This window comes from Nonomuraea sp. NPDC051298, from assembly GCF_055586305.1.
On the sequence record NZ_JBVJIM010000003.1, the window covers coordinates 38,555 to 61,715 of the forward strand.

A 23,161-nucleotide genomic window follows, 5' to 3' on the forward strand; every position below is an offset into this window, starting at 1 on the left:
GCCGAAGTGGTGCTACGGGGGCACCGAGGCCCGGCCACGAGGGAGGTGGCCGGGCTCTCGTAGGGTGTTCATGCGGAACGGCGCTTGCCGAAGACCGAGCGGCGCTCGGCCTTGTTGTGGCGCTGGGCCTCGCGTACGCGCCGGTGCTCGGCGGCGGCCCTGCGCAGCTCGCTCGCGTTGTTCTTCATGAGCTCGTACTCAATGTCGGGATGCATGGGGTTTCTCCCTGTGATCTCTGATATTTCGTGCTACTTCCTGACACCTTTAAGGTTCGTGCTAAGGCCCGGCCCGGCACATCGGGCGCATGCCCTATCTGCGGCCCGCCTGTGGCCCTCGACATACCTACGTACGTGGGCCCGAGTGCCCTAAGGTGGTCCGGTTTGGAGGTGGAGGGGCTGGTCGGCGATGCTGTCTAGGTGTCAACTGTGACTACCTCGCTCGCCGACGTCGGTTCGTCCGGCGCGACGCTGCGAGCATTCCTGCACGGCCTGCCCGGTGTCGACCGGGTCGGCGCGGACCAGCGGGCGGCGATGCTGGGCACCCGTTCGATCAAGACCACGGCGAAGGCGCACGCCATCGACCTGGCCATCTCCATGGTCGACCTGACCACCCTGGAAGGGGCCGACACGACCGGCAAGGTGCGGGCCATGTGCGCCAAGGCCGTGCGCCCCGGCGGCGACGCGCCCTCGGTGGCGGCCGTCTGCGTCTATCCCGACCTGGTTGCGGTGGCGGCCGACGAGCTGAGGGGCACGGGCGTCAAGGTCGCCTCGGTGGCCACCGGGTTCCCCAGCGGCCGCACCTCGCTCGAGGTCAAGGTGAGCGACACGGCGCTGGCGGTGGCGGCGGGCGCCGACGAGATCGACATGGTGATCGACCGGGGCGCGTTCCTGTCCGGCGACTACCTGAAGGTCTACCAGCAGATCGTCGCGGTGAAGGCGGCCTGCGGGGCGGCCCACCTGAAGGTGATCCTGGAGACCGGCGAACTGTCCACCTACGACAACGTGCGGCGGGCGTCCTGGCTGGCGATGCTGGCCGGCGCCGACTTCATCAAGACCTCGACCGGCAAGGTCTCCCCGGCCGCCACGCCGCCGGTGACGCTGATCATGCTGGAGGCGGTGCGGGACTTCCGCGACGCGACCGGCCGTCAGGTGGGCGTGAAGCCGGCGGGCGGCATCCGTACGACGAAAGACGCGATCAAGAACCTGGTGCTGGTCAACGAGAGCGCCGGCGACGACTGGCTGACCCCCGAGTGGTTCCGGCTGGGCGCGTCCTCGCTGCTCAACGACCTGCTGATGCAGCGCCAGAAGCTGGCCACCGGCCGGTACGCGGGCCCCGACTACTTCACCCTGGACTAGCCGATGTTCGAATACGCACCCGCACCCGAGTCGCGCGACGTCGTCGACCTGAGTCCCTCCTACGGGCTGTTCATCAACGGCGAGTTCGTCGACGGTTCCGGCCCTTCCTTCAAGACCGTCAACCCGGCCACCGAGGAGACGCTGGCGGAGATCGCCACGGCCTCCTCCGACGACGTCGACCGCGCCGTGCAGGCGGCGCGCAAGGCGTTCGGCGTCTGGAGCGCGCTGCCGGGCGCCGAGCGCGCGAAATACCTGTTCCGCATCGCGCGCATCATCCAGGAGCGGGCCAGGGAGCTGGCGGTGCTGGAGTCGCTCGACAACGGCAAGCCCATCCGGGAGTCGCGCGACGTCGACCTGCCGCTGGTGGCGGCGCACTTCTTCTACTACGCGGGCTGGGCCGACAAGCTGGAGCACGCCGGGTTCGGGACGAAGCCGCTGGGGGTCGCCGGGCAGGTGATCCCGTGGAACTTCCCGCTGCTCATGCTGGCCTGGAAGATCGCTCCGGCGCTGGCCTGCGGCAACACGGTGGTGCTCAAGCCGGCCGAGACCACGCCGCTGACGGCGCTGCTGTTCGCCGACATCTGCCGCCAGGCCGACCTGCCGCCGGGCGTGGTCAACATCGTCACCGGCGCCGGCGAGACCGGCGCGGCCGTCGTGGCCCACCCCGACGTCGACAAGGTGGCCTTCACCGGCTCCACCGAGGTCGGCCGGATCATCGCCAGGAGCGTGGCGGGCACCGGCAAGAAGCTGACGCTGGAGCTGGGCGGCAAGGCCGCGAACATCGTGTTCGACGACGCCGCCATCGACCAGGCCGTCGAGGGCGTCGTCAACGGCATCTTCTTCAACCAGGGGCACGTCTGCTGCGCGGGCTCGCGGCTGCTGGTGCAGGAGTCGGTCCAGGAGGAGCTGCTGGCCGCGCTCAAGCGCCGGCTGGGCACGCTGCGCCTGGGCGACCCCCTGGACAAGAACACCGACATCGGCGCGATCAACTCCGCCGAGCAACTCGCCAAGATCCGGCGGCTGAGCGACCTCGGCGAGGCGGAGGGGGCCGAGCGCTGGTCGCCCGCCTGCGAGCTGCCGGCCAAGGGGTTCTGGTTCCCGCCGACGCTGTTCACCGGGGTGGCGCAGTCGCACAGCATCGCCAGGGAGGAGATCTTCGGGCCGGTGCTGTCGGTGCTCACCTTCCGCACCCCGGCCGAGGCCGTGGAGAAGGCCAACAACACGCCGTACGGGCTCTCCGCGGGCGTGTGGACGGAGAAGGGCTCGCGCATCCTGTGGATGGCCGACCGGCTCAGGGCCGGGGTGGTGTGGGCCAACACCTTCAACAAGTTCGACCCCGCCTCGCCCTTCGGCGGCTACAAGGAGTCCGGCTACGGGCGCGAGGGCGGACGGCACGGGCTGGGGGCCTACCTTGACGTGTGAGCACCGCCGCGCCCGTCGCGGGAAGCGGCGCGCGCAGGCCACGAGGGGGCACGCCTTCGCCAGGGCCGGCCGGCCCGTACGCACCGGCTGGTTCGCCCACCGCTGCGGCGTGAGCCGGTGCGGCCAGGTCTTCGTGCCGGTCGAGATGTCGCAGGAGTCCACGTGGAGAGGGCGGGGCGATGAGTAGGTTGTCCGTCAGAAAGACCTACAAGCTGTACATCGGAGGGGCGTTCCCGCGCTCTGAGAGTGGGAGGTCCTACCCCGTGACCTCGGCCAAGGGCGACTTCCTCGCCAACGCCTCACGGGCCTCGCGCAAGGACGCCCGTGACGCGGTGGTGGCCGCGCGCAAGGCGTTCCCCGGCTGGTCGGGGGCCACCCCCTACAACAGGGGGCAGATTCTCTACCGCGTCGCCGAGATGCTGGAGGGGCGGCGCGGGCAGTTCGCGGAAGAGCTGGGCGGCGGCAAGCGGGCCGCGCTGGAGCGGGTGGACGCGGCGGTCGACCGGCTGGTCTGGTACGCGGGCTGGTCCGACAAGATCGCCTCGGTGCACGGGGCGGCCAACCCGGTGGCCGGACCGTACTTCAACCTGTCGACGCCCGAGCCGACCGGCGTGGTGGCCGTGGTGGCGCCCGCCGATCCGCTGCTCGGGCTGGTGTCGGTGGTGGCCCCGGTGATCGTGACCGGCAACGCCTGCGTCGTGGTGGCCTCCGAGCCCGCGCCGCTGGCCGCGATCACTCTGGCGGAGGTGCTGGCCACCTCCGACCTGCCCGGCGGGGTGGTGAACATCCTCACCGGACGCCAGGACGAGCTGGCGCCGTGGCTGGCGGCGCACATGGACGTCAACGCCATCGACCTGACCGGCGTTCACGACGCCGATCTGGCGCTGCGGTGCGAGCAGGCGGCGGCGGAGAACCTCAAGCGCGTGCTGCGGCCCTCCGACGACGACTGGACGGCCGATCCCGGCACCGGCCGCATGACCGCCTTCCTGGAGACCAAGACCGTCTGGCACCCGGTCGGCATCTGAGCACCCGAGTCCGGGGCCGCGCACTCGACCCGCGAGCGGGGCCCCGGACGCCCTGGTCTCTCAGAACGAGAAGCCGGGCGGCCTGAGCGGCGGGTGGGCGGCCTGGAGCTGGGCGGCCAGGCCCAGCAGGTGCGGTTCGCCGCCCGGCGGGGCGATGATCTGCACGCCGATGGGCAGCCCGCCGGAGTGGGTCGCCAGCGGGACGGTGACGGCGGGCCAGCCGCACAGGTTCCAGGGGGCGGTGGCGGGGGCGTACCTGACGTTGGCGCCCGCGTTGCGCAGGAAGCCACGCTCGCCCCAGCGCTCGGCCCTGGGCGGGACGGCGGCCAGCGCGGGCGTGATGAGGGCGTCGGCGTCGCCGAACCACTGGTCGGCGCCGTAGCCGCGCCAGCGCTCCCGGCCGCGTACGCCGTCCAGCCCGAGCGCCCCGAGCACCCGGCCGACCCGGGCCAGCGCCCGCGTACGGCGTTCGAGACGGGCGCGGTCGAGCCCCTCGACCGACTCGGCGGCCCTGGCCAGCCAGCAGGCGACAGAGGCCGGGCCCAGCCAGGCGGGCAGACGGCGGCCGTGCTCGACCACCGTGTGCCCGGCCACCCGCAACGTCTCGGCCGCCCCGCGCACGGCGGCCACGAACTCCCCGTCCACCCGCAGCCCAGGGGGCAGCGGCCGCGGCGCGTACGCCACCCGCAGGTCGAACGGCTCGGGGCCGTCGGGCGGCGGTGTCGGCTCCCACACCTGGTCGTCCTCCGCCCAGACCGAGCGGAGCAGGCGCGGCGAGGGCTCGACCCGCCGCCCGCCCCGCCACGCCTCGGCCAGCGCCGGGTCCCCGGCCAGCACGGACAGCGCGAGCGACAGATCGGCGGCGGTCCTCGCCAGCGGGCCGTTCTCGGTGAGGCGTTCCCAGTCGTTCGCGGGCGCGGGCACCAGCCCGGTGCCGGGCTTGATGGCCAGTACGCCGCAGCAGGCGGCCGGGATGCGCAGCGAGCCCATGCCGTCGTTGCCGAGCGCGATCGGCACCATGCCCGCGGCCACGGCCGCCGCGCTGCCCGCCGAGGAGCCACCGGCGGTGCGGGACAGGTTCCACGGGTTGCGGACGATCCCGTACGGGCTGTCGCCGAACGCCACGAGCCCCAGCTCCGGCAGGTTGGTCAGGCCCACCACCACGGCCCCGGCCGCGCGCAGCCGCGCCACCGTGACGTGGTCCTCGGGCGCGGGCGTGTCAGGGGTGGCCGCGGACCCGCCGCGCGTGACCTCCCCGGCCACCTCCACGTTGTCCTTGACCGCCACCGGCACCCCGGCCAGCGGCAGCTCCGCCAGGTCGGCCCGCTTCTCCAGCAGCCGCGCCTCGTCCAGGGCCTGCTCTCTGACCAGCCGGAACGCCCCCACCCCCGGATCCCGCGCGGAGATGACGCGAAGGTGCTCCTCGACGACGGTCGTGGCCTTGACCTCTCCGTTCCCGACGGCCGCCGCGATCTCGACGGCGGACCTGCCTGCCCACAACATGACTAGAGTGTGCAGCTTTTCACGCATCGTGGCGAGGCTCGGCTGCCAGTCTCGATAGGGTCGCTCCACGTGAACGGACCTTCGCTTGCCCTCCGTCAGCGCTCCCTGGGCGACCCCTCGGCCGACTTCCCCCTGTTCCCGCCGCTGACGCGGGGATGCCCCAAGACCAGCACCGCCGAGCTCGCCTATCCACTGGAGGTGGTCTACGACTACGCGAAGGTCGACCGCGGCCTCTTCGCCCAGCACCCGGGCCCCGACCTCGCGCGCTGGTCGCCGCTGCTGCCGCCGCTCGACGCGCCCACGCTGGGGGAGGGCGGCACGCCGCTGGTCGAGTTCGGCGAGGTGCACATCAAGGACGAGTCGCGCAACCCCACCTGGTCGCACAAAGACCGGCTCAACCGCGTCGCCGTCAGCGCGGCGGTCGCCTGCGGGGCGCCGGGCGTGGTCGTCGCCTCCTCCGGCAACCACGGGGCCTCGGCCGCCGCGTACGCGGCCCGCGCCGGGCTGCCCGCGATCGTCCTGACCTCCGCCGCCTCGCCGCCCGCCGCGCAGGCGTTCGTGCGGGCGTACGGGGCCAAGGTCGTGTCCGTGCCCGTCGAGGCGCGCTGGCCGCTGCTGCGCGAGGTCGTCGAGCGGCTGGGCTACCACCCGGTCAGCAACCAGACCGTGACGCACACCGGGCACCCGTTCGGGGCCGAGGGCTACAAGACGATCGCGTACGAGCTGTTCCTGCAGCTCGGGGAGGTGCCCGCGGCCGTCTTCACGCCCACCGGCTACGCCGAGCTGCTCTACGGCGTGTGGAAGGGGTTCACCGAGCTGCGGCTGCTGGGGCTGACGGAGAAGGCGCCGCGCATGTTCTCCTGCGAGACGGCCGCCGGTGGGCCGCACGCCAAGGCGCTGGCCGCGGGCGTGCCCGCCACGGTCGTCGACCTGGGGCCCACCGACGCGTACGGCCTGGCCGGTTCGGCTGGTGGGTATCGGGGCGTGGTGGCCGTGCGTGACAGCGGTGGCGAGGCGGTGCTCCTCACCGACGAGGAGATGCGCCGGGCCCAGCACGACCTGGCCAAACAGGGGCTGTGGCAGGAGCTGTCGGGGGCGGCGGGGCTGGCCGGATACCGGCGGCTGCGCCGTGACTTCGACGGCCCGGTCGTCTGCGTGGCCACCTCCAGCGGGTTCAAGGACGCGGGGCTCGGGGGCGGGCGTCACCCCGTCATCGAGAACCCGACCCTCGACGACCTCCTCCCCTGACTCGGGCGCGCGACCTCCGGCCGACGGGGGTCGCCCGCGATCACTTCGTCCGGCGGGTCGGCGGGGCCGTCAGCGGGTCCTCCGGCCACGGGTGCTTGGGGTAGCGTCCGCGCATCTCCGCCCGTACGTGGCGGTATCCGTCACGCCAGAACGACGCCAGGTCCGCCGTGACCGCCAGCGGGCGGCCCGCGGGGGAGAGCAGGTGCACCAGCACCGGCACGCCCGCGATCGTCGGCGTCTCCTGCTCGCCGAACAGCTCCTGCAGCTTCACCGCCAGCACCGGCTGCTCGCCGGAGTAGTCCACGCGGATGGCCGAGCCGCTGGGGACCTCGATGCGTTCTGGGGCGGTGCGCTCCAGGCGTTCGCTCCACGGGATCAGGCGTCGCAGCGCGGCGGCCACGTCGATGCGCTCCACGTCGGCGCGGCGGCGGGCCCTGGACAGCTCGGGCTCCAGCCACTGGTCGGCCAGGTCGATCAGGGCGTCCATCGAGGGCCAGGGCGCGCCGATCGCGCGGTGGCAGAAGGCCAGGCGGTCGCGCAGGTCGTTGGCCTGTTTCGTCCAGGTCAGGAGGTCTTCGGCGCGCAGGCCGGACAGGATGGCGGGGCGGACGTCGGCGTCCTTGAGCGGGGTGGCGGACAGCTCGATCGCGCCGAGGCGCTCGACCCTGCGGGCGAGGACGTCGCCGCGGCGCTCGCCAGGGGGGACGCGCCAGGTGATCTCGTCCTCGACCGTCGTGCCGGTCGCCAGGCGGGCCGTGGCCTCGTCGATGACGACCGCCTGCCGGACGCGGGCCGAGGCCGAGCCGGTGGGGCGGTCGGCGATCGCGACGGCCAGCCATTCTGCGGTGCCGAGCTTGGAGCCCTCGGGGAGCTGGGCCCGGGTGCCGGAGGCCATGAGGTATCCGGCGCCGCGCCTGCGCGCCACCCGCTCGGGAAACGCCAGCGCGACCGCCGTCCCGGCCAGCTCGTCATCGGATCGGCGGCTCGGGGTGGTGGCAGGGGCTCTCCGGAGGGCCGCTCCGGTGGTCGCGGCTTCTGCCGCGGTGCGGCGCAGGCGGGCGGCCTCCTGCCGCCAGCGGGCGGCGAAGGGGGTGCCGCCGCGACGGGCCGCGCGCCAGACCTCCACGAGGTCGTCCGGTACGTCGCGGGGGAGCTGTTCGGACAGCAGGGCCACCACCTCGGCGGCCTCGGGCCCGAGGTCGAGCAGGGCGCGGGCGAGGCGCGGGTGCACACCGGCCACCACCATCCGCCGCCCTCGCTCGGTCACCCGCACGGGTGTCGGCTGGGCGGCAGCCGGGGGATGGGTGAGGGCGCCGAGCGCCTGCAACGTGCGGGTGGCGGCGGACAGCGCGGCGGGCGGCGGCGGGTCGAGCAGGGCCAGCCCGGCGGCGCCGGGAGCGCCCCAGCAGGCCGCCTGCAGCGCGAACCCCGTCAGGTCGGCCAGCGCGATCTCCGGCCGGGCGTGGTCGGCGAGCCGGTCGTGGTCGGCGGCCGGCCAGCACCGGTAGACCGCGCCGGGGGCCTCGCGGCCGGCCCGGCCCGCCCGCTGCGTGGCGGACGCCTTCGAGACCCTGACCGTGGTGAGTGAGCCCAGGCCACGGGCGTGATCGGTACGCGGCTCGCGCGCCAGCCCCGAGTCCACCACCACCCGGACGCCGGGAACGGTCAGGCTCGACTCCGCGACCGACGTGGCCAGCACCACCCGGCGGGCCGAGCCCGGCGACAGCACGGCGTCCTGGACCCTGGCCGGGGCCTGGCCGTGCACCTGGAGCAGCTCGTCCACCTCTCCGGCGAGCATCGCGGCCACCTTGGCGATCTCGGCCACGCCGGGCAGGAAGCACAGCACGTCGCCGTCGCGTTCGGCCAGCGCCCTGCGTACCACCGAGGCCACGTGGGACAGCAGCGCGGGGTCGACGCGCAGGCCGTGCGGCGGGGCGACCGGGCGCGGCGGCGGGGCCCAGATCGTCTCCACGGGGTGGGCGTCGCCGGTGGCCGCGACGACGGGGCCGCCCAGGAGCCCGGCCCACGGGGCGGCGTCGGCGGTGGCGGAGGTGGCCAGCAGGCGCAGGTCGGGGCGGAGCGTGTCGCGTACGTCGAGGAGGAACGCCAGCGCCGTGTCCGCGTCGAGGTGGCGCTCGTGGCACTCGTCGAGCATGACCGCGTCGACCCCGGTCAGCTCCTGGTCGCGCTGGAGCCGTTGGAGCAGCACGCCGGTCGTGACGACCTCGACCATGGGGTTCGCGCCCGTGTGGCGTTCGCCCCTGATCGTGTAGCTGACGCCCATCCGCCGGGCCGCCGCGCGGACGGCCAGCCGACGCGGCTCGGCCACCAGCACCCGCAGGCCCGCGGCGGCCAGGGCGAGCGGCACCACGGTGGTCTTGCCGGTGCCGGGCGGAGCGGTCAGCACGGCGCTGCCGTGCCGGTCGAGCGCGGCCAGCAGCTCGGGCAGGACGTGCCGGATCGGCAGCCCCCTTTCAGCGCCCCGCATCGGCCCCGGTGGAGACGCGGGAGGCGGACGACAGGACCGAGGCGAGCAGGCCGGGGAAGCGGGCCTCCAGGTCGTCGCGGCGCAGGCTCATGTAGTTGAGCCGCCCCTCCTGCTTGGTCATCACCACGCCGGCCTCGCGCAGCGTGCGGTAGTGGTGCGAGGCGGTGGACTTGTGCACGCCGAGCTCGTGGCCGGCGCCGGTGCAGGTCAGCTCTCCTGCGGCGGCGAGCCGGACAACGATCTCCAGGCGCACGGGGTCGGACAGCGCCCGAAGGACCTCGGTGAGCCGGAGGTCGCCGACGGACGGGTGCGGTAGCACACGCATGGTGAAACCCTACCCCCGTCTAATTGTTTGACAGCAATCCAACTATACGTCAGTTTGATGGCTGTCCAACTTTCTGATGGAGGATCCATGAGTTCACGGCTCTATCCGATGGCCGCCGGAAATTTCGCGATCGGTACGGGCATGTTCGTGACGGCCGGGCTGCTGCCGCCCATCTCCGCGGACCTGGGAGTGTCCCAGTCCGCCGCGGGGCAGCTCATGACCGTCTTCGCGCTGTCGTACGCCGTCCTGTCGCCCGTCCTGGCCGCACTCACCGTACGCATGTCACGCCGGACCCTGTTGGTGCTGGCCATGAGCGTGTTCGTGGCGGGGAACGTGCTGACCGCGCTGGCCCCGACGTACACCCTGGTCCTGGTCACCCGGGTGGTCGCGGCGGCGGGGGCGGCCATGTTCACGCCGACCTCGTCGGCCGTGGCGAGCGCGCTGAGCGCCCCCGAGCGGCGCGGACGGGTGCTGGCGCTGGTCATGGGCGGGGTGAGCGTGTCGTCGGCCATCGGGGTGCCGCTCGGGACCTGGCTGGGCGAGGCGGCGGGCTGGCGGGCCACGTTGTGGATGGTCGTGGTGCTCGGCCTGGTCGGTCTCGCCGGGGTCGTGGCCCTGGTGCCCGAGGTGCGGCTCCCGGCGTCGGGGCGGCTGCGGGAGCGGTTCGAGCCGCTGCGCGACCGGCGGGTGCTGGCGGTGATGGTGACGCAGTTGCTGGCGTTCGCGGCGGCGTTCAGCGCGTACAACTACATCGGGTCGCTGTTCGACCTGCCGCTCCCCGCGCTGTTGTGGGCGTGGGGCCTGGGCGGGATCGTGGGCAACCTGCTCGGCGGGCGGCTGACCGACGCGTACGGCCCCCGCCGGATGATCCTCCTCGGGCTGGCCGCGGCCACGGTCTTCCTGGCGCTCATCCCCGTCGCGAACCTGGCGCTGCCCGTCGCCCTGGTGTGGGCCTTCCTGTGGGGCGCGGTCGGCTGGATGACCGCCCCGGCCCAGCAGTTCAGGACCGTCACGGTCGTGCCCGGCAACGTGTCGATCGGGCTCGGCCTGCTGTCGTCGGCGCAGTACTTCGGCCTGTTCGTGGCGGGGCTGGCCGGTGGGGCGGTGCTGGAGGTCCACGGCGGCGTGGGCGTGGTCGTGCTGTCGACCGCCCTCGGCCTGGCGGCGCTGCTCTTCACGCTGGTCACCTACCGGGCGGCGGCGCCCGCCTCGGAGGTGAGCGGGCCGGTCAGGTGACCCTCGACGGCGGGCGGCACCGGCCCTTCCTGGCCCGTCGCGCCGCGCGGTCGGTCAGAATGGCCGGTGTGTCCGACGAAAACGACCCGCGTGACAATCCCGCCCCGTTCGGCACCGTCGTCCTGCTGACGTCCCTGTCGGCGGTGGCGGTCATGGTGCTGTCGGCGCTGCTGGCGCACCCGCCCGAGGCGAAGTTCCTGCTGTTCGGGCCGATCGCGCTCGTGGTGTTCGAGGTGATCGGGCACGAGGTGTGGTGGCAGCGGTGGTGGGGCGCGGTCCCGGGGGCGCTGGCAGGGCTGGCCGTGTACTTCGAGGGCCGTCAGGCGCTGGCCGACGTGATCGGTGACACGTGGGCCCACCCGATCGCGTACGTCACGGCCTGGACCCTCTTCGCCGTCGTCTTCGCCCTGTGCAGCCGCTACCCCCGGACGCTGTCACAGGGACGGGCCTCCTGAGGCGGGCCGCCGTCAGCCCTGAGCCGGAATCCAGTCGAGGCTGACCGCGAGGATGACGAAGAAGCCCAGGATGATCCGGTAGATCACGAAGAGGGTGAAGCGGTGGGTGCTGATGTACTTCAGGAACCAGGACACCGCCGCGTAGCCGACGATGAACGAGATGACCGTGGCCAGGATGGTCGGCCCCCAGGCGGGCGCCGCGCCCTCGCCGATGTCCTTCAGCTCGTACAGGCCGGAGGCCAGCACGGCCGGGATGGCGAGGAGGAAGGAGTATTTCGCGGCGTCCTCGCGGCGGTAGTCGAGCAGGAGGCCGGCCGTCACGGTGCCGCCCGAGCGTGACACGCCGGGGATCAGGGCCAGCGACTGGGCGAAGCCGTAGACGAGGGCGTGGGGGAAGCTGAGGTGCTTTTCCAGAGTGAGCTTGTTGCGCGCGGTGTGGTCGGCGAACCACAGGATGATCGCGAAGACGATCAGCGTCGTGCCCACCAGCCGCAGGTCGCGGAAGACCGTCTCGATCTGGTCCTTCAGCACCAGGCCGAGCACGCCGATGGGCAGCGTGCCGGCGATGATGTACCAGCCCATGCGCGCCGCCCAGTTGCCGCGCAGCTCCTTGTTGAACAGGGAGCGGGTCCAGGTGGAGATGATCTCCCAGATCTCCTTGCGGAAGTAGATCAGGACGGCCGTCTCCGTGCCGAGCTGGATGACGGCCGTGAACGCCGCCCCCGGATCCTGCCAGCCGGCGAAAGCGGAGACCACCCGGATGTGGGCGCTGGAGGAGATCGGCAGGAACTCTGTGAGCCCCTGGAGCAACCCCAGAACCACCGCTTCTAGCCAGCCGATCACGACTACACCTCTCGTGCGCGCGGGAGTGACGAGGGTGAGGCTAGCGGAATCTGGGACCGGCCATTTCCACCCGGCCTGTCGGACGCCGGGTTCCACGATACCGGCACCCGGGAGCGGCACGGTGATCTACGCGGTGATCTACGACGGGAGCACCCATGCCGGGGCGGCGGCCGTGGCGAAGGCGGTGAAGTCGCGCGCCGGGCGGCCGAGCGCCTGGCGTACGCCGTCGGCCACGGAGGCGTTGCGGCCGTCGAGGATCTCCGTGAACAGGTGGACCAGGCCCTGCGCCGCCTCCTCCGGCACGCCATGGGCCATGGCCGCGTCCAGGTACTCCTCCGGCGTGACGCGGACGAAGGAGATCTGCCGCCCGGTCGCCTTCGACAGTTCGTCGGCCACTTCGGCGAACGTCAGCAGCCGCGGCCCGGTCATCTCGTAGAGCTGGCCCGCGTGCCCGTCCTCGGTGAGCGCCGCCACGGCCGCGTCCGCGATGTCGTCCACGTCCACGAACGGCTCGGGCACGTCGGCGGCGGGCAGCGCGATGACGCCGTCGAGCACCGCGCCGAGGAGGAAGTCCTCGCTGAAGTTCTGCATGAACCAACTGCAGCGCAGCACCGTCCACTCGATGCCCGAATCCCGCACGGTGCGTTCGCTGGCCTGCGCCTCCGGCTCGCCCCGGCCGGACAGCAGCACCAGCCGCCGCACCCCGGCCGACACGGCGGCCTCCGTGAAGGCCCTGACGTCGTCGTACGCGCCGGGGAACGCGAGGTCGGGATAGTAGGACAGGTAGACGGCGGAGACGCCGTCGAGGGCCGGACGCCAGGTCGTCCGGTCCTGCCAGTCGAAGGCGGGTACGCCGGAGCGCGACCCGATCCGTACGGGCAGGCCGCGTGCTGTGAGCCGGTCAGCGATCCGGCGGCCGGTCTTGCCGGTCCCGCCGAGTACCAAAATCGTCATGCATCTAGTAAGTCCCCATACCGATAAGACTCTCCATGGTTGAGAAGCGCAATCCCATATGCGATCGTCTAACCCATGGACCAGCTCGCGGCGCTACTCGACGGGCCGCACGCCCATGGCGCCTTCCTCCTCCGTTCGATCATGGACCCGCCCTGGTCGCTGCGCATCCAGGACGAGGCCCCGCTGTCGGTGATGGCGCAGGTGCGCGGGCAGTCGTGGATCATGTTCGACGGCGGCGAGCCCGTACGGCTGGAGCCGGGGCAGGTGGCGATCGCGCGGGGGCCGGAGCCGTACACGGTGGCCGACGACCCCGCCACCGCCCCGCAGGTCGTCGTCCACCCCGGCCAGCGCTGCACCACGCTCGACGGCGAGCCCGTCTACGAGTCGATGGACCTGGGCGTGCGGTCGTGGGGCAACGACCCCGACGGCGCCACCGTGCTGCTCACCGGCACGTACAGCCTGGAGGGCGAGGTCAGCAGGCGGCTGCTCGACGCGCTGCCCAGGCTGATCGTGCGACCGGGCGGGCCGGTCATCGCGCTGCTCGGCGCGGAGATCGTCAAGGACGAGCCGGGGCAGGAGGCCGTCCTCGACCGGCTGCTCGACCTGCTGCTCATCGCGGTGCTGCGGGCGCACTTCGCCGCGCACGAGGCGCCCGGCTGGTACCGCGCGATGAGCGACCCCGTCGTCGGCCGGGCCATGCGCCTGATGCAGCACAACCCCGCCCACCCGTGGACGGTCGCCGCCCTGGCCACCGAGGTGGGTGTGTCGAGGGCGTCGCTGGCCAGGCGGTTCACCGAGCTGGTGGGTGAGCCGCCGATGGCCTTCCTCACCGACTGGCGTCTCACCCTCGCCGCCGACCTGCTGCGCGAGCCCGAGGCGACGATCGGCTCGGTGGCCAGGCGGGTGGGGTACGGCAGCCCGTTCGCGCTCAGCGCGGCCTTCAAACGCGTACGCGGCATCAGCCCGCAGGAACACCGGACGGCCGCGGGCCGGGGGGCGCGCCCGCGGCAGGGGATCACGGCCGGAGCCGTTCGGTGAAACCGCTGCTCCTGATCGACGTGGACGGCGTGCTCAACCCCATGGGACGGCCGACCGCGGACTTCCGGAGATACCGCTGCACGATCGGCAACGAGGTCTACACCGTGCACCTCAACCCGCGCCACGGCCACCGCCTGATCGAGCTGGCCCTCGCCACCGGCTCCGAGCTGGTCTGGGCCACCACCTGGGAGCACCACGCCAACGACTGGATCGCTCCCAGGATCGGCCTGCCCTCGCTGCCGGTCATCCACATGAGCCCCGACGAGCCCAGCGAGCACGGGGAGATGTTCAAGACACCGCACGTGGCCGCGTACGCGGGACGGCGGCCGTTCGTGTGGTTCGACGACCAGGTGTGGGCGGAGGACGAGGAATATCTCAGGGTGCGTCAGGGGCTGCGGGATTTCCTGCTCATCCATGTGGACCCCAGAGAGGGACTGACCAGCAGACATCTGGGAATGGCACATGAGTGGCTGACCCTGACAGGGTTTTCTCAGGGTCCCTGACAGGAGCGCGTCGGCCACTCCGTCCGTTGTCGAGATAGGTCGCAACACCACACGGAGGAACAGATGTACCGCTCCCGAGAGCACAGGATTCTGGCCGGCGTCTGCGGCGGTCTCGCCGACAAGATGGGCCTGCCCCCTACCCTCGTCCGGATCCTCTGGTTGCTGCTCTCGCTCATTCCGGGGCCGCTCTGGGTGGTCTACGTCGTGATGTGGATCCTCGTCCCGGAAGAGCCGAAGGGCTACCGCACGGCGGCTTAGACGCTCGCCCGTGGTGGCGCCGCGCTCATCCAGGCGGCGCCAGCCGGGCGATCCGATCGAGGACGCCGTCCGTCAGATCGCCCACGAGCATCCCGTTGTTCACCGAAGGGCGGCAGCCGGGCTGGATCCGTACCCACGCCGGTGGCCCCTGCGCGTAGCCGAAGTGCAGGTAGAACATCTCACGTGGCCCACCGGACCGCTCTTGGCAGGTGTTCCCGCCGGGTCTGGCGCCCAGCGAGTTCAGCGCCTCGGCCAGGGCGCGCGCCTCCTGCTCCCCGTGCTCCGCCCCGACGGCGGGGCGGGGGGTCGAGCCCGTCACCGGGACCTGACGGCAGACGCGAACCTTGGCAGGGCCCTCGGGCACCATCCGCTCGTTCTGACCTCGCCTGCCGAGTGTCGGGCCGCAGGGGACGTCCCGCTGGACGAGCCGCCAGGTCCCGGTGCGGTAGACGGCGGCGACGCTGGGCCCGACGTACGAAAAAGTGTTGACCGTGCCGTTGGTGGTCGTCACGCAGGAGTTGGGCTCCTCGGCGGTGCCTACCCACAGGGCCCGGCCGTCCGGGTAGGCGAACCGGACGAGGTAGTTCGTCATCTTCCCGCCCATCAGCGTGCACGCCCGTTCGACGCCGTCTCTGGTGACGGGAAGGTAGCCCAGGTCGTGAGCCATCGCCGGCGCCTGGTCGGTCAGGGTGCGCGAGCCGGCCAGCGGCTCCTGGCCCGGGTTCGTGTTGTCGCCCGGGTAGGCGCAGATCAGCGCGCCGACGGGGGAGCCGGGCGCGAGTGAGTCCGAGGCGCCCTCGACACCGGAGGCGTCCGGCACCCAGTCGCCGATCTTGTCGCTCTCCCAGCGCTGCGGGCAGGACGCGGGGCTCGGCGCCTGCGGCGTCCCGCCGCCGCACGCGCCTGCGGCCAGGACGACCGAGGCGCACACCACGACCGCGGCGGCCGGGCCGATCCGATGCACAGGCTTCATACCGCTGAAGACGTCATTCGCCGGCGGACGGTTCACCCCCGCGTAGGCTGGCCCGGTGATCCGCATCGACCACCTCGACCACCTGGTGCTCACCGTCGCCGACGTCGAGGAGACCGTCGCCTTCTACGGTCGCGTCCTGGGCATGGAGGCGGTCACGTTCGGCGCCGGTCGACGCGCGCTCGGCTTCGGCTCGCAGAAGATCAACCTGCACGAGAAGGGGCGGGAGTTCGACCCCAAGGCGGCCCGGCCCACGCCCGGCTCGGCCGACCTGTGCCTGATCAGCGCCGTGCCGATCGACGAGGTCCTGCGGCACCTGGAGGCGTGCGGCGTCCCGGTCGAGGAGGGCCCCGTCTCGCGTACGGGTGCGCAGGGCCCGATCACGTCGGTCTACTTCCGCGATCCCGACAGGAACCTCATCGAGGTCTCCACCTACTGAGACCGGGGCATATCCTCGAAGCATGAGGGCGAGGCCGCTGACGCTCATCCAGGATGAGCTGGTCGACTACGACGAGGCGATGGAGCGCATGACCGACCTGGTCGGGCAGCGCCAACAGGACGCGCGGCCGGACACGCTCTGGCTGCTCAGCCACCCGTCCGTCTACACCGTCGGGCGCCGCACCCCCGTCGCCCACCTGCCCGACCCCGCCCATGGCATCCCGGTCGTCGAGACCGGTCGCGGTGGCCAGCTCACCTATCACGGGCCCGGCCAGCTCGTCGGCTACCTCGTCGTCAAGCTGGACGAGGGCGAGGGCATCGTCGACTACGTACGCGAGGTGGAGCTGCGGCTGGTGGAGGCGCTGGGCAAGCTGGGGGTGCCCGCCGAGCGCCGGGACACGCCTCCCGGGTCGGAGCTGCTGACCGGGGTGTGGACGGCCGAGACCGGGCGGAAGATCATCTCGATCGGCATGCGGCAGAGCCGGGGCGTGACGAGCCATGGGTTCGCGCTCAACGTCGACGGCGACCTGACGCCCTGGGGCTGGGCCGTGGCCTGCGGGATGCCCGACGTCGACATGACCTCGCTCAAGCGCGAGGCGGGCTCCGCCGCCGTCGACGGGGTTCGTCTGGCCGTGGCGGAGGCGTTCGAGGCGCACTGAACGATCGGCGTCGGCCGCGTCGAAACATCCGCGCGGAAATGCCCGACCGGCCCCCGTGGGAAACGCCCTGAACGGCGGTTTCGTGCCCTTTTCCACTGGTTTTGTCATTCCCAGGGGTAGAAAATTGTCATTTCTCCCCCATCCATAACAGCAAATGCGCGATGATCCGCTTTGATCGCACGCCCCGACGGGGGGAATCGATGAAGATTGGAGCATTGTGCGAAGAGGACTTTCCTTGTTCGCCGCCGCTTCCGTGGCGCTGACGACGCTGTTACCGGCATCGACGGCCGACGCGGCCACCGAGTCGGCGGCCATCGCCTGGGCGCCCTGCGCGGAGGAGCCCGCCGCCGAGTGCGGCAAGCTGACCGTCCCGGTCGACTGGGCCGAGCCCGACGGCCCGACCATCGAGATCGCGGTCGCCCGGCGCCAGGCCACCGACCCCGCGGCCAGGGTCGGGTCGCTGGTGATCAACCCCGGCGGCCCCGGCGGCTCGGGGGTGGAGGCCGTCTACGGCGCTCCGGGCTCGTACACCGAGGAGCTCCAGCGGCGCTTCGACATCGTGGGCTTCGACCCGCGGGGCGTGGGCCGCAGCAACCCGGTGATCTGCTCGGCGTCCGTCTACAACCAGATGCCGCACACCGTCATGGCGAGCCAGGCCGACTACGACGCCTGGAACGCCTTCACCAAGAGGCTGCACGCCGACTGCCGGGCGCGTACCGGCCCCGTCTACGACCACGTCGACTCGGTCGACGTCGCCCGTGACGTGGATGCCCTGCGCGCCGCCCTCGGCGACGACAAGCTCACCTTCTACGGGATCTCGTACGGCACCCTGATCGGCCAGATGTACGCCGAGCTGTTCCCGGACCGGATCCGGGCACTCGCGCTCGACAGCAACATGGACCACAGCCTGGACGTGAAGGGCTTCTTCGCCACCGAGGCGCTCGCCGTGGAGGACGCGTTCGACCAGTTCGTCGGCTGGTGCGACCAGGAGCCGAGCTGCGTCCTGCACGGGCAGGACGTCCGCGCGATCTGGAAGGACCTGCGGGAGAAGGCGCGGCGCGGCGAGCTGAAGTACCCGAGCACGGGCCAGACGATGACCGAGCTGCAGGTCATCTACAACGCCGCGCTGGGCACCGAGGGGCCCGACTGGCGCCTGCTGAGCGACATGATCAACTGGCTGAACGGCGGCCCGCCGCCGTCGTGGGTGCCTCCGCTGCCCGGCAGGGGGCCGGTGCAGGGCGACGTGGCGTGGCTGCCGACCACGATCCTCTGCCAGGACTACACCCTCCGGGTACGGAACTACGCGGAGTACGCGGAGCTGATGCGCCTGTCCAACAAGCTGGCCCCGGACACGCGCTACCACCCGTACCCGACCGATGACCTGCCGATCTGCATGAACTACCCGAGCACGAACCCGCCGCACAAGCTGCGGTACACGGGCAGTGCCCCGATCCTGCTGGGCAACTCGCTGCACGACCCGGCCACCCCGTGGATCTGGTCGGCCAACGCCGCCCGGCAGCTCGGCCCCAAGGCGGTGCTGCTCACGTACGAGGGATGGGGGCACCGCATCTACGGCAAGGACAAGTGCCAGACGGACATCATCGACGAGTACCTGATCTCGTTGAAGGTGCCGCCGCACGGCACCCGCTGCGCCGTGGGCACCCTCCTGCCGGAGAACACGCTCAAGCGGCAGCCGGCGTGGCCGGTGGACGGGCTCAACTGGTCCGCCCCGGCCGCGACGGCCCCGCGCTAGGTCCCGGGGTACGGGCCCCGCGCGCCGGGGCCCGTACCCCCTTTCACGCTCACGCGACGGGGGTCTGGTCGATCGTGCGGCGCGGGCCCGTGAACCAGTGGCGGGCCGACAGGACCCACCACAGCGCGATCCCGACCAGCACCACCCCCACGGCGATGGGCGCGTAGTTGACCGACGTCCAGGTGAAGTCCGCGTTGCCGGGCACGCCGGCCGGCGAGAACGGCATGACGAAGTAGATCGACACGATCACGATCTCGACGCACGCGATCCAGCACAGCGCCTTGTACTTCCGCCCGAGCGTCCACGGGCCCGGCTTGAAGGCGTCGCCCATGCGCAGCCGGAGCCAGATCGGGATGAGGAAGGCCAGGTAGAGGCCGATGACCGCGATCGACACCACCGCGTAGAACGCGACCGGCGTGGTCAGCCCAGGAGGCGCGTAGAGCGCGGGCAGGGTGATCAGCGCGGCCACGGCGCAGCCCGCGATGATCGCGTTGACCGGGGTGCGGTTGCGGTCCACCCGCGACCACAGCCGCCAGCCGGGCACCGCCCCGTCGCGCGAGAACGCGTACGTCATCCGCGACATCGACGTCACGCAGCTCATCCCGCAGAAGAACTGCCCGATCGTGGAGATCGCGAAGATCGCGGTGGCCAGCGGCGACGACAGCGCGGTCTCGAAGATGGCGCCGACGAAACCGGCCTGTTTGTTCAGCTCGTCCACGTTGGTGGCGGCGAACAGGAACGACAGCAGCAGGATCCACCCGCCGATGGCCGAGTAGAAGATCGACTGCCACAGGCCGCGTGCCGCGCTCCTGGCCGCGCCCTGGGTCTCCTCCGAGACGTGCGCGCAGGCGTCGAAGCCGGTGATCGTGTACTGGGTGAGCAGGAAGCCGAGCGGCAGCACGTACAGCCAGAAGGGCAGGCCGTCGGAGCCGGCGCCGAAGCCCGAGTTGTTGTTCGTGCCGGTGAAGACGAAGCTCGCCGACTGGTGGCTCTCCGGGGCGAAGACCAGGATCGCGACCACGATCGCGGCCCCGGCCACGTGCCACCAGACCGAGATGTTCTGCAGCAGCGCGATCAGCCGGTGGCTGTAGATGTTGATCAGGGCGTGCAGCACCAGGATGATCACGAACAGCAGGAACGCCTGCGAGAGCGTGCCCGCCCAGGCCCCGCCGGTCAGCCGGTTGAGGGTGATGTTGAGGAAGGTCGCGCAGCCGTAGTCGACCGACGCGGTCACGGCGATGAGGCCGACCAGGTTGAGCCAGCCGGTGAACCAGCCGTGGATCGGCTTGCCCAGCTTGGCGGCCCACCAGTAGATGCCGCCCGCCGTCGGGTACGCCGACACCAGCTCCGACATGCAGAACCCGATGATCAGGATGAACAGGGAGATCAGCGGCCAGCCCCACGAGATGGCGATGGGGCCGCCGTTGTTCCAGGCTTGTCCGAACGTCGTGAAGCAGCCGGCGAGGATGGAGATGATCGAGAAGGAGATGGCGAAGTTCGAGAAACCGCTCCAGGTGCGGGCCAGCTCCTGCTTGTAGCCGAGCTCGGCGAGTCGCCTGGAATCCTCTTCAGTGGTCATTGAGGTCTCCCTGGGGGCGCGGAGGACGCTCCTTTTGGTCTACGTCTAGACCATTTCTCCCCAGGTGACAAGGCGTTACAGAACGGTTTCGATCTCGTCAGCTCCGTCGGTGGTCTCCTCCGCCCGCCGGAAGGAGACCACCTCGGAGGCTCACCCGCCGTCGAACGCGTCGGTGGCGGCCTGGCAGAACGCCTTCAGGTCGTCCGGCTTCCTGCTGGTCACCAGCGTGTTCGGGCCTTCGTCGCACACCACGACCTCCCGGTCGACCCAGGTGGCCCCGGCGTTGCGCAGGTCGGTACGCAGGCTGGGCCACGACGTGAGCGTGCGGCCGCGTACGACGTCCGCCTCGATCAGCGTCCACGGCGCGTGGCAGATGGCGGCCACCGGCTTGCCCGTGTCGAAGAAGGCGCGGGCGAACCGGACGGCCTGCGGCACCGTACGCAGGAGGTCGGGGTTCGCCACGCCCCCGGGCAGGACGAGGCCGTCGAACGAGGCCACGTCGACGTCGTCCACCGTGGCGTCCACGGCGAAGGTGTCGGCCTTGTCCAGGTGGTCGAACGCCCGGATCTGGCCGGGGGCGGTCGAGACGAGCCTGGGTGTGCCGCCCGCCTGCTTGACCGCCTTCCACGGTTCGGTCAGCTCGACCTGCTCGGCCCCCTCGGGAGCGACCAGGAAGGCGATGGTCTTGCCGTCCAGCATGTCGATTCCCCCCTTGTGCTGCGGGTTCTCATCTCGTGGTGCTTGTCTGGTTCCCCCTTTCCCGCGCGGGGGGATGTATGCGCTTTTACCCCTAGGGGGTATAGTGCGGTCCAGAGTCGAGAGTGAGGAGTTGGCCCATGACTGTCGCCACGTACCAGGTCGAGGGCATGACCTGTGGCCACTGCGTCAGCGCGGTGACCACCGAGGTGGGTAAGGTCGCCGGGGTGAGCGGGGTCGAGATCGACCTGGCGGCGGGAGCCGTGACGGTGACGAGCGAGACGCCGCTCGACGTCACGTTGATCGACGCCGCGGTGGTGGAGGCCGGATACGAGCTGGCGGGCAAGGTCGACCTGCTTCCCCAGGCGGGCGGCTCGTGCTGCGGCAGCGGCGGCTGCCACTAGGAGTCGTGGGCCGGCCCGGCCGACGGGCCGGCCCATGCCGAGGTCAAGCGGGCTGAAAATTTACACCGCGAAAGGAAACGAGACTGAAACAATTTTCCGCCACTCGTTGACATGCGGTCTCTCTATGGTGTGCCTTTCTCTACACAGGAAACCCCCGCCTGAAGGTGAGGCACTCATGAGGAAATGGTTCGCGCGCCTGGCAGTGCTGGGCGTCGCGCTATTAGTGGCCGGTCAGGGCGCCACGGCGGCCCTCGCCCAAGACCCGGCGGCGGGGAAGAAGATCGTACGCGTGGGTGCGACGCAGTCGATGGACTCGATGAACCCGTTCCTCGCCGTCCGCCTGGTCTCGACGTCGATCCACCGCTGGATGTACGGCTACCTCACGGTCCCCGACTCCAAGACCCTCCAGCCCAGCCCCGACCTGGCCGAGACGTGGACCACGTCGCCCGACGGGCTCACGTGGACCTTCAAGATCCGTACGGCCAAGTGGTCGGACGGGCAGCCGGTCACGGCCGAGGACGCGGCCTGGACGTTCAACAAGATGATGACCGACGAGGCCGCCAAGACCGCGAACGGCCCGGCGGTGGAGAACTTCGAGAGCGTCACGGCCAACGGCCAGGACCTGGTCATCAAGCTCAAGGCCCCGCAGGCGTCCATGCTGGAGAACCCGGTCCCGATCATGCCCAAGCATGCCTGGGAGTCGGTCACCGACATGGCCAACTACGACGCCGAGAAGTACCCGTCGGTCAGCAGCGGCCCGTACATCGCGATCGAGCACAAGAAGGACCAGTACGTCAAGCTGCAGGCCAACCCGAACTACTGGCGCGGCAAGCCCAAGATCGACGAGCTGCAGGTCATCTTCTACGACAACCCGCAGGCCGCCATCGCCGGGCTGAAGACCGGCGACATCGACCTCATCGGCCGGCTGAACCCGCCGGAGTTCCAGGCCATCCAGAACGACCCGAACATCGAGGCGTGGAACACCCAGGGCCGGCGCGCGACGTACCTGCAGATCAACCACGGCGCCACCACCAGCGACGACAAGCCCGTCGGCGACGGGCACCCGGCGCTGAAGGACCCGAAGGTGCGCCAGGCGCTCCACTACGCCATCGACAAGCAGAAGCTGGTCGACGAGGTGCAGGAGGGCCTGGCCAAGCCCGCCGACGGCTCGATCGTGCCGCCGCTGTACAAGGAGTTCTTCTGGGAGGCCACCGGCGACGCCAAGGTCGCCTTCGACCCGGCCAAGGCCAACCAGATCCTCGACGACGCCGGTTACAAGAAGGGCTCCGACGGCGTCCGTACGATGCCCGACGGTGACCGCAAGCTGGAGTTCCGCTTCAGCATCCACACCGACACCCCGATCGAGGACAAGCTCGCCGAGTACCTGACGGGCTTCTTCAAGGAGATCGGCATCACGCTGACCACCAAGAAGCTCGACTCCAGCAAGTTCACCGAGGAGACCGGCGTCACCGGCCTGTTCGACATCGCGATCAGCGGCTGGTCGGTCAACCCCGACCCGGAAGAGGTGCTGGCCACCCACCTGTGCAGCCGCAGGCCCGCGCCGACCGGCGAGGGCGGCGGCACCGAGTCCTTCTACTGCGACGACACCTTCGAGCAGCTCTACAAGGACCAGCAGAAGGAGCTCGACCGGCCCAAGCGCATCGAGATCCTCAAGAAGATGCAGGAGCGGCTCTACACCGACGCCCCTGTCATCGCGATCTACTACACCAACGACCTCGAGGGCTACCGCAAGGACCGGATCACCAGCATCACCCCGATCCCCGAGGACAAGGGCCTCCTGTACGGCGGCAGCGGCTACTGGCCGTTCTACACCGTGGACGCCAAGGCGGTGGCGGCCTCCTCCGGCGGCAGCGCCGAGGGCGGCTCCAACACCGGCCTCATCGTCGGGATCGTCGGCGGCGTGGTGGTCATCGGGCTCGCGGTGTTCCTCCTGAGCAGGCGGCGCAAGAGCACCGCCGACGAGCGCGAATGACGACAGCGCGACCGAT

At 71.3% G+C, this 23,161-nt stretch carries 24 protein-coding genes; 15 read left to right on the forward strand and 9 right to left on the reverse strand.

Annotation, left to right across the window (positions count from 1 at the left end):
- Positions 1–68: 68 nt before the first annotated feature.
- Complete coding sequence (locus tag ACZ6S0_RS10110; RefSeq protein WP_344892745.1) at positions 69–215, reverse strand: hypothetical protein; 147 nt, start codon at positions 213–215, stop codon at positions 69–71.
- Positions 216–425: 210 nt separating this feature from the next.
- On the opposite strand from ACZ6S0_RS10110, the gene deoC reads away from it, so the two are divergent.
- The 4 genes from deoC to ACZ6S0_RS10130 are packed head-to-tail and all read left to right on the forward strand — an operon-like array spanning position 426 to position 3,802.
- On the forward strand, positions 426–1,355 hold the full coding sequence (deoC, locus tag ACZ6S0_RS10115) for a deoxyribose-phosphate aldolase (protein WP_465916119.1): 930 nt from the start codon (positions 426–428) through the stop codon (positions 1,353–1,355).
- A gap of 3 nt (positions 1,356–1,358) precedes the next feature.
- A complete protein-coding gene (locus ACZ6S0_RS10120; RefSeq protein WP_344892739.1) occupies positions 1,359–2,777 on the forward strand; it encodes an aldehyde dehydrogenase family protein in 1,419 nt (472 codons plus the stop codon).
- Complete coding sequence (locus tag ACZ6S0_RS10125) at positions 2,767–2,964, forward strand: hypothetical protein (protein ID WP_344892736.1); 198 nt, start codon at positions 2,767–2,769, stop codon at positions 2,962–2,964. Before ACZ6S0_RS10120 ends, ACZ6S0_RS10125 begins: the two co-directional genes overlap by 11 nt.
- The gene (locus ACZ6S0_RS10130; protein ID WP_465915341.1) at positions 2,957–3,802 is read left to right on the forward strand and encodes an aldehyde dehydrogenase family protein; all 846 of its coding nucleotides are present in this window, start codon (positions 2,957–2,959) and stop codon (positions 3,800–3,802) included. The genes ACZ6S0_RS10125 and ACZ6S0_RS10130 overlap by 8 nt, the downstream gene beginning before the upstream one ends.
- Positions 3,803–3,862: 60 nt before the next feature.
- Here ACZ6S0_RS10130 and ACZ6S0_RS10135 read toward each other — a convergent pair whose 3' ends face one another.
- Positions 3,863–5,332, reverse strand: a complete 1,470-nt coding sequence (locus tag ACZ6S0_RS10135) for an amidase (RefSeq protein WP_465915343.1) — start codon at positions 5,330–5,332, stop codon at positions 3,863–3,865.
- Positions 5,333–5,374: 42 nt separating this feature from the next.
- Between ACZ6S0_RS10135 and ACZ6S0_RS10140 the strand changes: the two genes are divergently transcribed.
- Positions 5,375–6,553: a threonine synthase gene (locus ACZ6S0_RS10140; protein ID WP_465915344.1), complete on the forward strand. Its 1,179-nt coding sequence runs from the start codon at positions 5,375–5,377 to the stop codon at positions 6,551–6,553.
- A gap of 40 nt (positions 6,554–6,593) precedes the next feature.
- Here ACZ6S0_RS10140 and hrpB read toward each other — a convergent pair whose 3' ends face one another.
- Both hrpB and ACZ6S0_RS10150 read right to left on the reverse strand, forming a co-directional pair.
- Positions 6,594–9,041, reverse strand: coding sequence for an ATP-dependent helicase HrpB (gene hrpB / locus ACZ6S0_RS10145; protein ID WP_465915346.1), 2,448 nt, complete (start codon positions 9,039–9,041; stop codon positions 6,594–6,596).
- Positions 9,028–9,366, reverse strand: a complete 339-nt coding sequence (locus ACZ6S0_RS10150; protein WP_465915348.1) for an ArsR/SmtB family transcription factor — start codon at positions 9,364–9,366, stop codon at positions 9,028–9,030. The genes hrpB and ACZ6S0_RS10150 overlap by 14 nt, the downstream gene beginning before the upstream one ends.
- An 87-nt stretch (positions 9,367–9,453) precedes the next feature.
- On the opposite strand from ACZ6S0_RS10150, the gene ACZ6S0_RS10155 reads away from it, so the two are divergent.
- Together ACZ6S0_RS10155 and ACZ6S0_RS10160 are read left to right on the forward strand one after the other, a co-directional pair.
- Positions 9,454–10,602, forward strand: a complete 1,149-nt coding sequence (locus tag ACZ6S0_RS10155) for an MFS transporter (protein ID WP_465915351.1) — start codon at positions 9,454–9,456, stop codon at positions 10,600–10,602.
- A gap of 68 nt (positions 10,603–10,670) precedes the next feature.
- On the forward strand, positions 10,671–11,057 hold the full coding sequence (locus ACZ6S0_RS10160; RefSeq protein WP_465915353.1) for a hypothetical protein: 387 nt from the start codon (positions 10,671–10,673) through the stop codon (positions 11,055–11,057).
- Positions 11,058–11,069: 12 nt separating this feature from the next.
- Here ACZ6S0_RS10160 and ACZ6S0_RS10165 read toward each other — a convergent pair whose 3' ends face one another.
- Together ACZ6S0_RS10165 and ACZ6S0_RS10170 are read right to left on the reverse strand one after the other, a co-directional pair.
- Positions 11,070–11,900, reverse strand: coding sequence for an undecaprenyl-diphosphate phosphatase (locus ACZ6S0_RS10165; RefSeq protein ID WP_344890049.1), 831 nt, complete (start codon positions 11,898–11,900; stop codon positions 11,070–11,072).
- A gap of 138 nt (positions 11,901–12,038) precedes the next feature.
- Entirely contained in the window at positions 12,039–12,854 is an 816-nt protein-coding gene (locus tag ACZ6S0_RS10170; RefSeq protein ID WP_465915355.1) for an NmrA family NAD(P)-binding protein, read from the reverse strand.
- Positions 12,855–12,929: 75 nt separating this feature from the next.
- On the opposite strand from ACZ6S0_RS10170, the gene ACZ6S0_RS10175 reads away from it, so the two are divergent.
- The 3 genes from ACZ6S0_RS10175 (at position 12,930) to ACZ6S0_RS10185 (ending at position 14,653) form a co-directional block, all read left to right on the forward strand.
- A complete protein-coding gene (locus ACZ6S0_RS10175) occupies positions 12,930–13,892 on the forward strand; it encodes an AraC family transcriptional regulator (RefSeq protein WP_465915357.1) in 963 nt (320 codons plus the stop codon).
- Positions 13,889–14,395, forward strand: coding sequence for an HAD domain-containing protein (locus ACZ6S0_RS10180; protein WP_465915359.1), 507 nt, complete (start codon positions 13,889–13,891; stop codon positions 14,393–14,395). Before ACZ6S0_RS10175 ends, ACZ6S0_RS10180 begins: the two co-directional genes overlap by 4 nt.
- Positions 14,396–14,458: 63 nt before the next feature.
- Complete coding sequence (locus ACZ6S0_RS10185) at positions 14,459–14,653, forward strand: PspC domain-containing protein (RefSeq protein ID WP_344890037.1); 195 nt, start codon at positions 14,459–14,461, stop codon at positions 14,651–14,653.
- A 25-nt stretch (positions 14,654–14,678) separates the two neighbouring features.
- Here the strand turns inward: ACZ6S0_RS10185 and ACZ6S0_RS10190 are convergent, their stop codons facing one another.
- Positions 14,679–15,626, reverse strand: a complete 948-nt coding sequence (locus ACZ6S0_RS10190) for a hypothetical protein (RefSeq protein ID WP_465915362.1) — start codon at positions 15,624–15,626, stop codon at positions 14,679–14,681.
- Positions 15,627–15,681: 55 nt separating this feature from the next.
- Here ACZ6S0_RS10190 and ACZ6S0_RS10195 point away from each other — a divergent pair, with 55 nt between their 5' ends.
- From ACZ6S0_RS10195 to ACZ6S0_RS10205, 3 genes are all read left to right on the forward strand, one after another.
- Positions 15,682–16,062: a VOC family protein gene (locus ACZ6S0_RS10195; protein WP_465915364.1), complete on the forward strand. Its 381-nt coding sequence runs from the start codon at positions 15,682–15,684 to the stop codon at positions 16,060–16,062.
- 22 nt (positions 16,063–16,084) lie between these two features.
- Positions 16,085–16,720, forward strand: a complete 636-nt coding sequence (gene lipB / locus ACZ6S0_RS10200) for a lipoyl(octanoyl) transferase LipB (protein ID WP_465915366.1) — start codon at positions 16,085–16,087, stop codon at positions 16,718–16,720.
- Positions 16,721–16,955: 235 nt separating this feature from the next.
- Positions 16,956–18,473 carry an alpha/beta fold hydrolase gene (locus tag ACZ6S0_RS10205; RefSeq protein ID WP_465915368.1) on the forward strand — a complete coding sequence of 506 codons (1,518 nt, stop codon included), beginning with the start codon at positions 16,956–16,958 and terminating at the stop codon, positions 18,471–18,473.
- A gap of 49 nt (positions 18,474–18,522) precedes the next feature.
- Here ACZ6S0_RS10205 and ACZ6S0_RS10210 read toward each other — a convergent pair whose 3' ends face one another.
- Complete coding sequence (locus ACZ6S0_RS10210; protein WP_465915371.1) at positions 18,523–20,052, reverse strand: amino acid permease; 1,530 nt, start codon at positions 20,050–20,052, stop codon at positions 18,523–18,525.
- Between the two features lie 150 nt (positions 20,053–20,202).
- Positions 20,203–20,751 carry a type 1 glutamine amidotransferase domain-containing protein gene (locus tag ACZ6S0_RS10215; protein ID WP_465915372.1) on the reverse strand — a complete coding sequence of 183 codons (549 nt, stop codon included), beginning with the start codon at positions 20,749–20,751 and terminating at the stop codon, positions 20,203–20,205.
- A gap of 137 nt (positions 20,752–20,888) precedes the next feature.
- On the opposite strand from ACZ6S0_RS10215, the gene ACZ6S0_RS10220 reads away from it, so the two are divergent.
- Both ACZ6S0_RS10220 and ACZ6S0_RS10225 read left to right on the forward strand, forming a co-directional pair.
- Positions 20,889–21,152, forward strand: coding sequence for a heavy-metal-associated domain-containing protein (locus ACZ6S0_RS10220; RefSeq protein ID WP_465915374.1), 264 nt, complete (start codon positions 20,889–20,891; stop codon positions 21,150–21,152).
- Between the two features lie 175 nt (positions 21,153–21,327).
- A complete protein-coding gene (locus ACZ6S0_RS10225) occupies positions 21,328–23,145 on the forward strand; it encodes an ABC transporter substrate-binding protein (protein ID WP_465915376.1) in 1,818 nt (605 codons plus the stop codon).
- The last annotated feature ends 16 nt before the right edge of the window (positions 23,146–23,161 follow it).

Bases quoted from the DNA above. Each gene is read 5' to 3' on its own strand.
- ACZ6S0_RS10110 (WP_344892745.1), bottom strand. From the start codon at position 215: ATGCATCCCGACATTGAGTACGAGCTCATGAAGAACAACGCGAGCGAG.
- ACZ6S0_RS10120 (WP_344892739.1), top strand. From the start codon at position 1,359: ATGTTCGAATACGCACCCGCACCCGAGTCGCGCGACGTCGTCGACCTG.
- ACZ6S0_RS10130 (WP_465915341.1), top strand. From the start codon at position 2,957: ATGAGTAGGTTGTCCGTCAGAAAGACCTACAAGCTGTACATCGGAGGG.
- ACZ6S0_RS10135 (WP_465915343.1), bottom strand. From the start codon at position 5,332: ATGCGTGAAAAGCTGCACACTCTAGTCATGTTGTGGGCAGGCAGGTCC.
- hrpB (WP_465915346.1), bottom strand. From the start codon at position 9,041: ATGCGGGGCGCTGAAAGGGGGCTGCCGATCCGGCACGTCCTGCCCGAG.
- ACZ6S0_RS10150 (WP_465915348.1), bottom strand. From the start codon at position 9,366: ATGCGTGTGCTACCGCACCCGTCCGTCGGCGACCTCCGGCTCACCGAG.
- ACZ6S0_RS10155 (WP_465915351.1), top strand. From the start codon at position 9,454: ATGAGTTCACGGCTCTATCCGATGGCCGCCGGAAATTTCGCGATCGGT.
- ACZ6S0_RS10170 (WP_465915355.1), bottom strand. From the start codon at position 12,854: ATGACGATTTTGGTACTCGGCGGGACCGGCAAGACCGGCCGCCGGATC.
- ACZ6S0_RS10175 (WP_465915357.1), top strand. From the start codon at position 12,930: ATGGACCAGCTCGCGGCGCTACTCGACGGGCCGCACGCCCATGGCGCC.
- ACZ6S0_RS10185 (WP_344890037.1), top strand. From the start codon at position 14,459: ATGTACCGCTCCCGAGAGCACAGGATTCTGGCCGGCGTCTGCGGCGGT.
- ACZ6S0_RS10190 (WP_465915362.1), bottom strand. From the start codon at position 15,626: ATGAAGCCTGTGCATCGGATCGGCCCGGCCGCCGCGGTCGTGGTGTGC.
- lipB (WP_465915366.1), top strand. From the start codon at position 16,085: ATGAGGGCGAGGCCGCTGACGCTCATCCAGGATGAGCTGGTCGACTAC.
- ACZ6S0_RS10210 (WP_465915371.1), bottom strand. From the start codon at position 20,052: ATGACCACTGAAGAGGATTCCAGGCGACTCGCCGAGCTCGGCTACAAG.
- ACZ6S0_RS10215 (WP_465915372.1), bottom strand. From the start codon at position 20,751: ATGCTGGACGGCAAGACCATCGCCTTCCTGGTCGCTCCCGAGGGGGCC.
- ACZ6S0_RS10220 (WP_465915374.1), top strand. From the start codon at position 20,889: ATGACTGTCGCCACGTACCAGGTCGAGGGCATGACCTGTGGCCACTGC.
- ACZ6S0_RS10225 (WP_465915376.1), top strand. From the start codon at position 21,328: ATGAGGAAATGGTTCGCGCGCCTGGCAGTGCTGGGCGTCGCGCTATTA.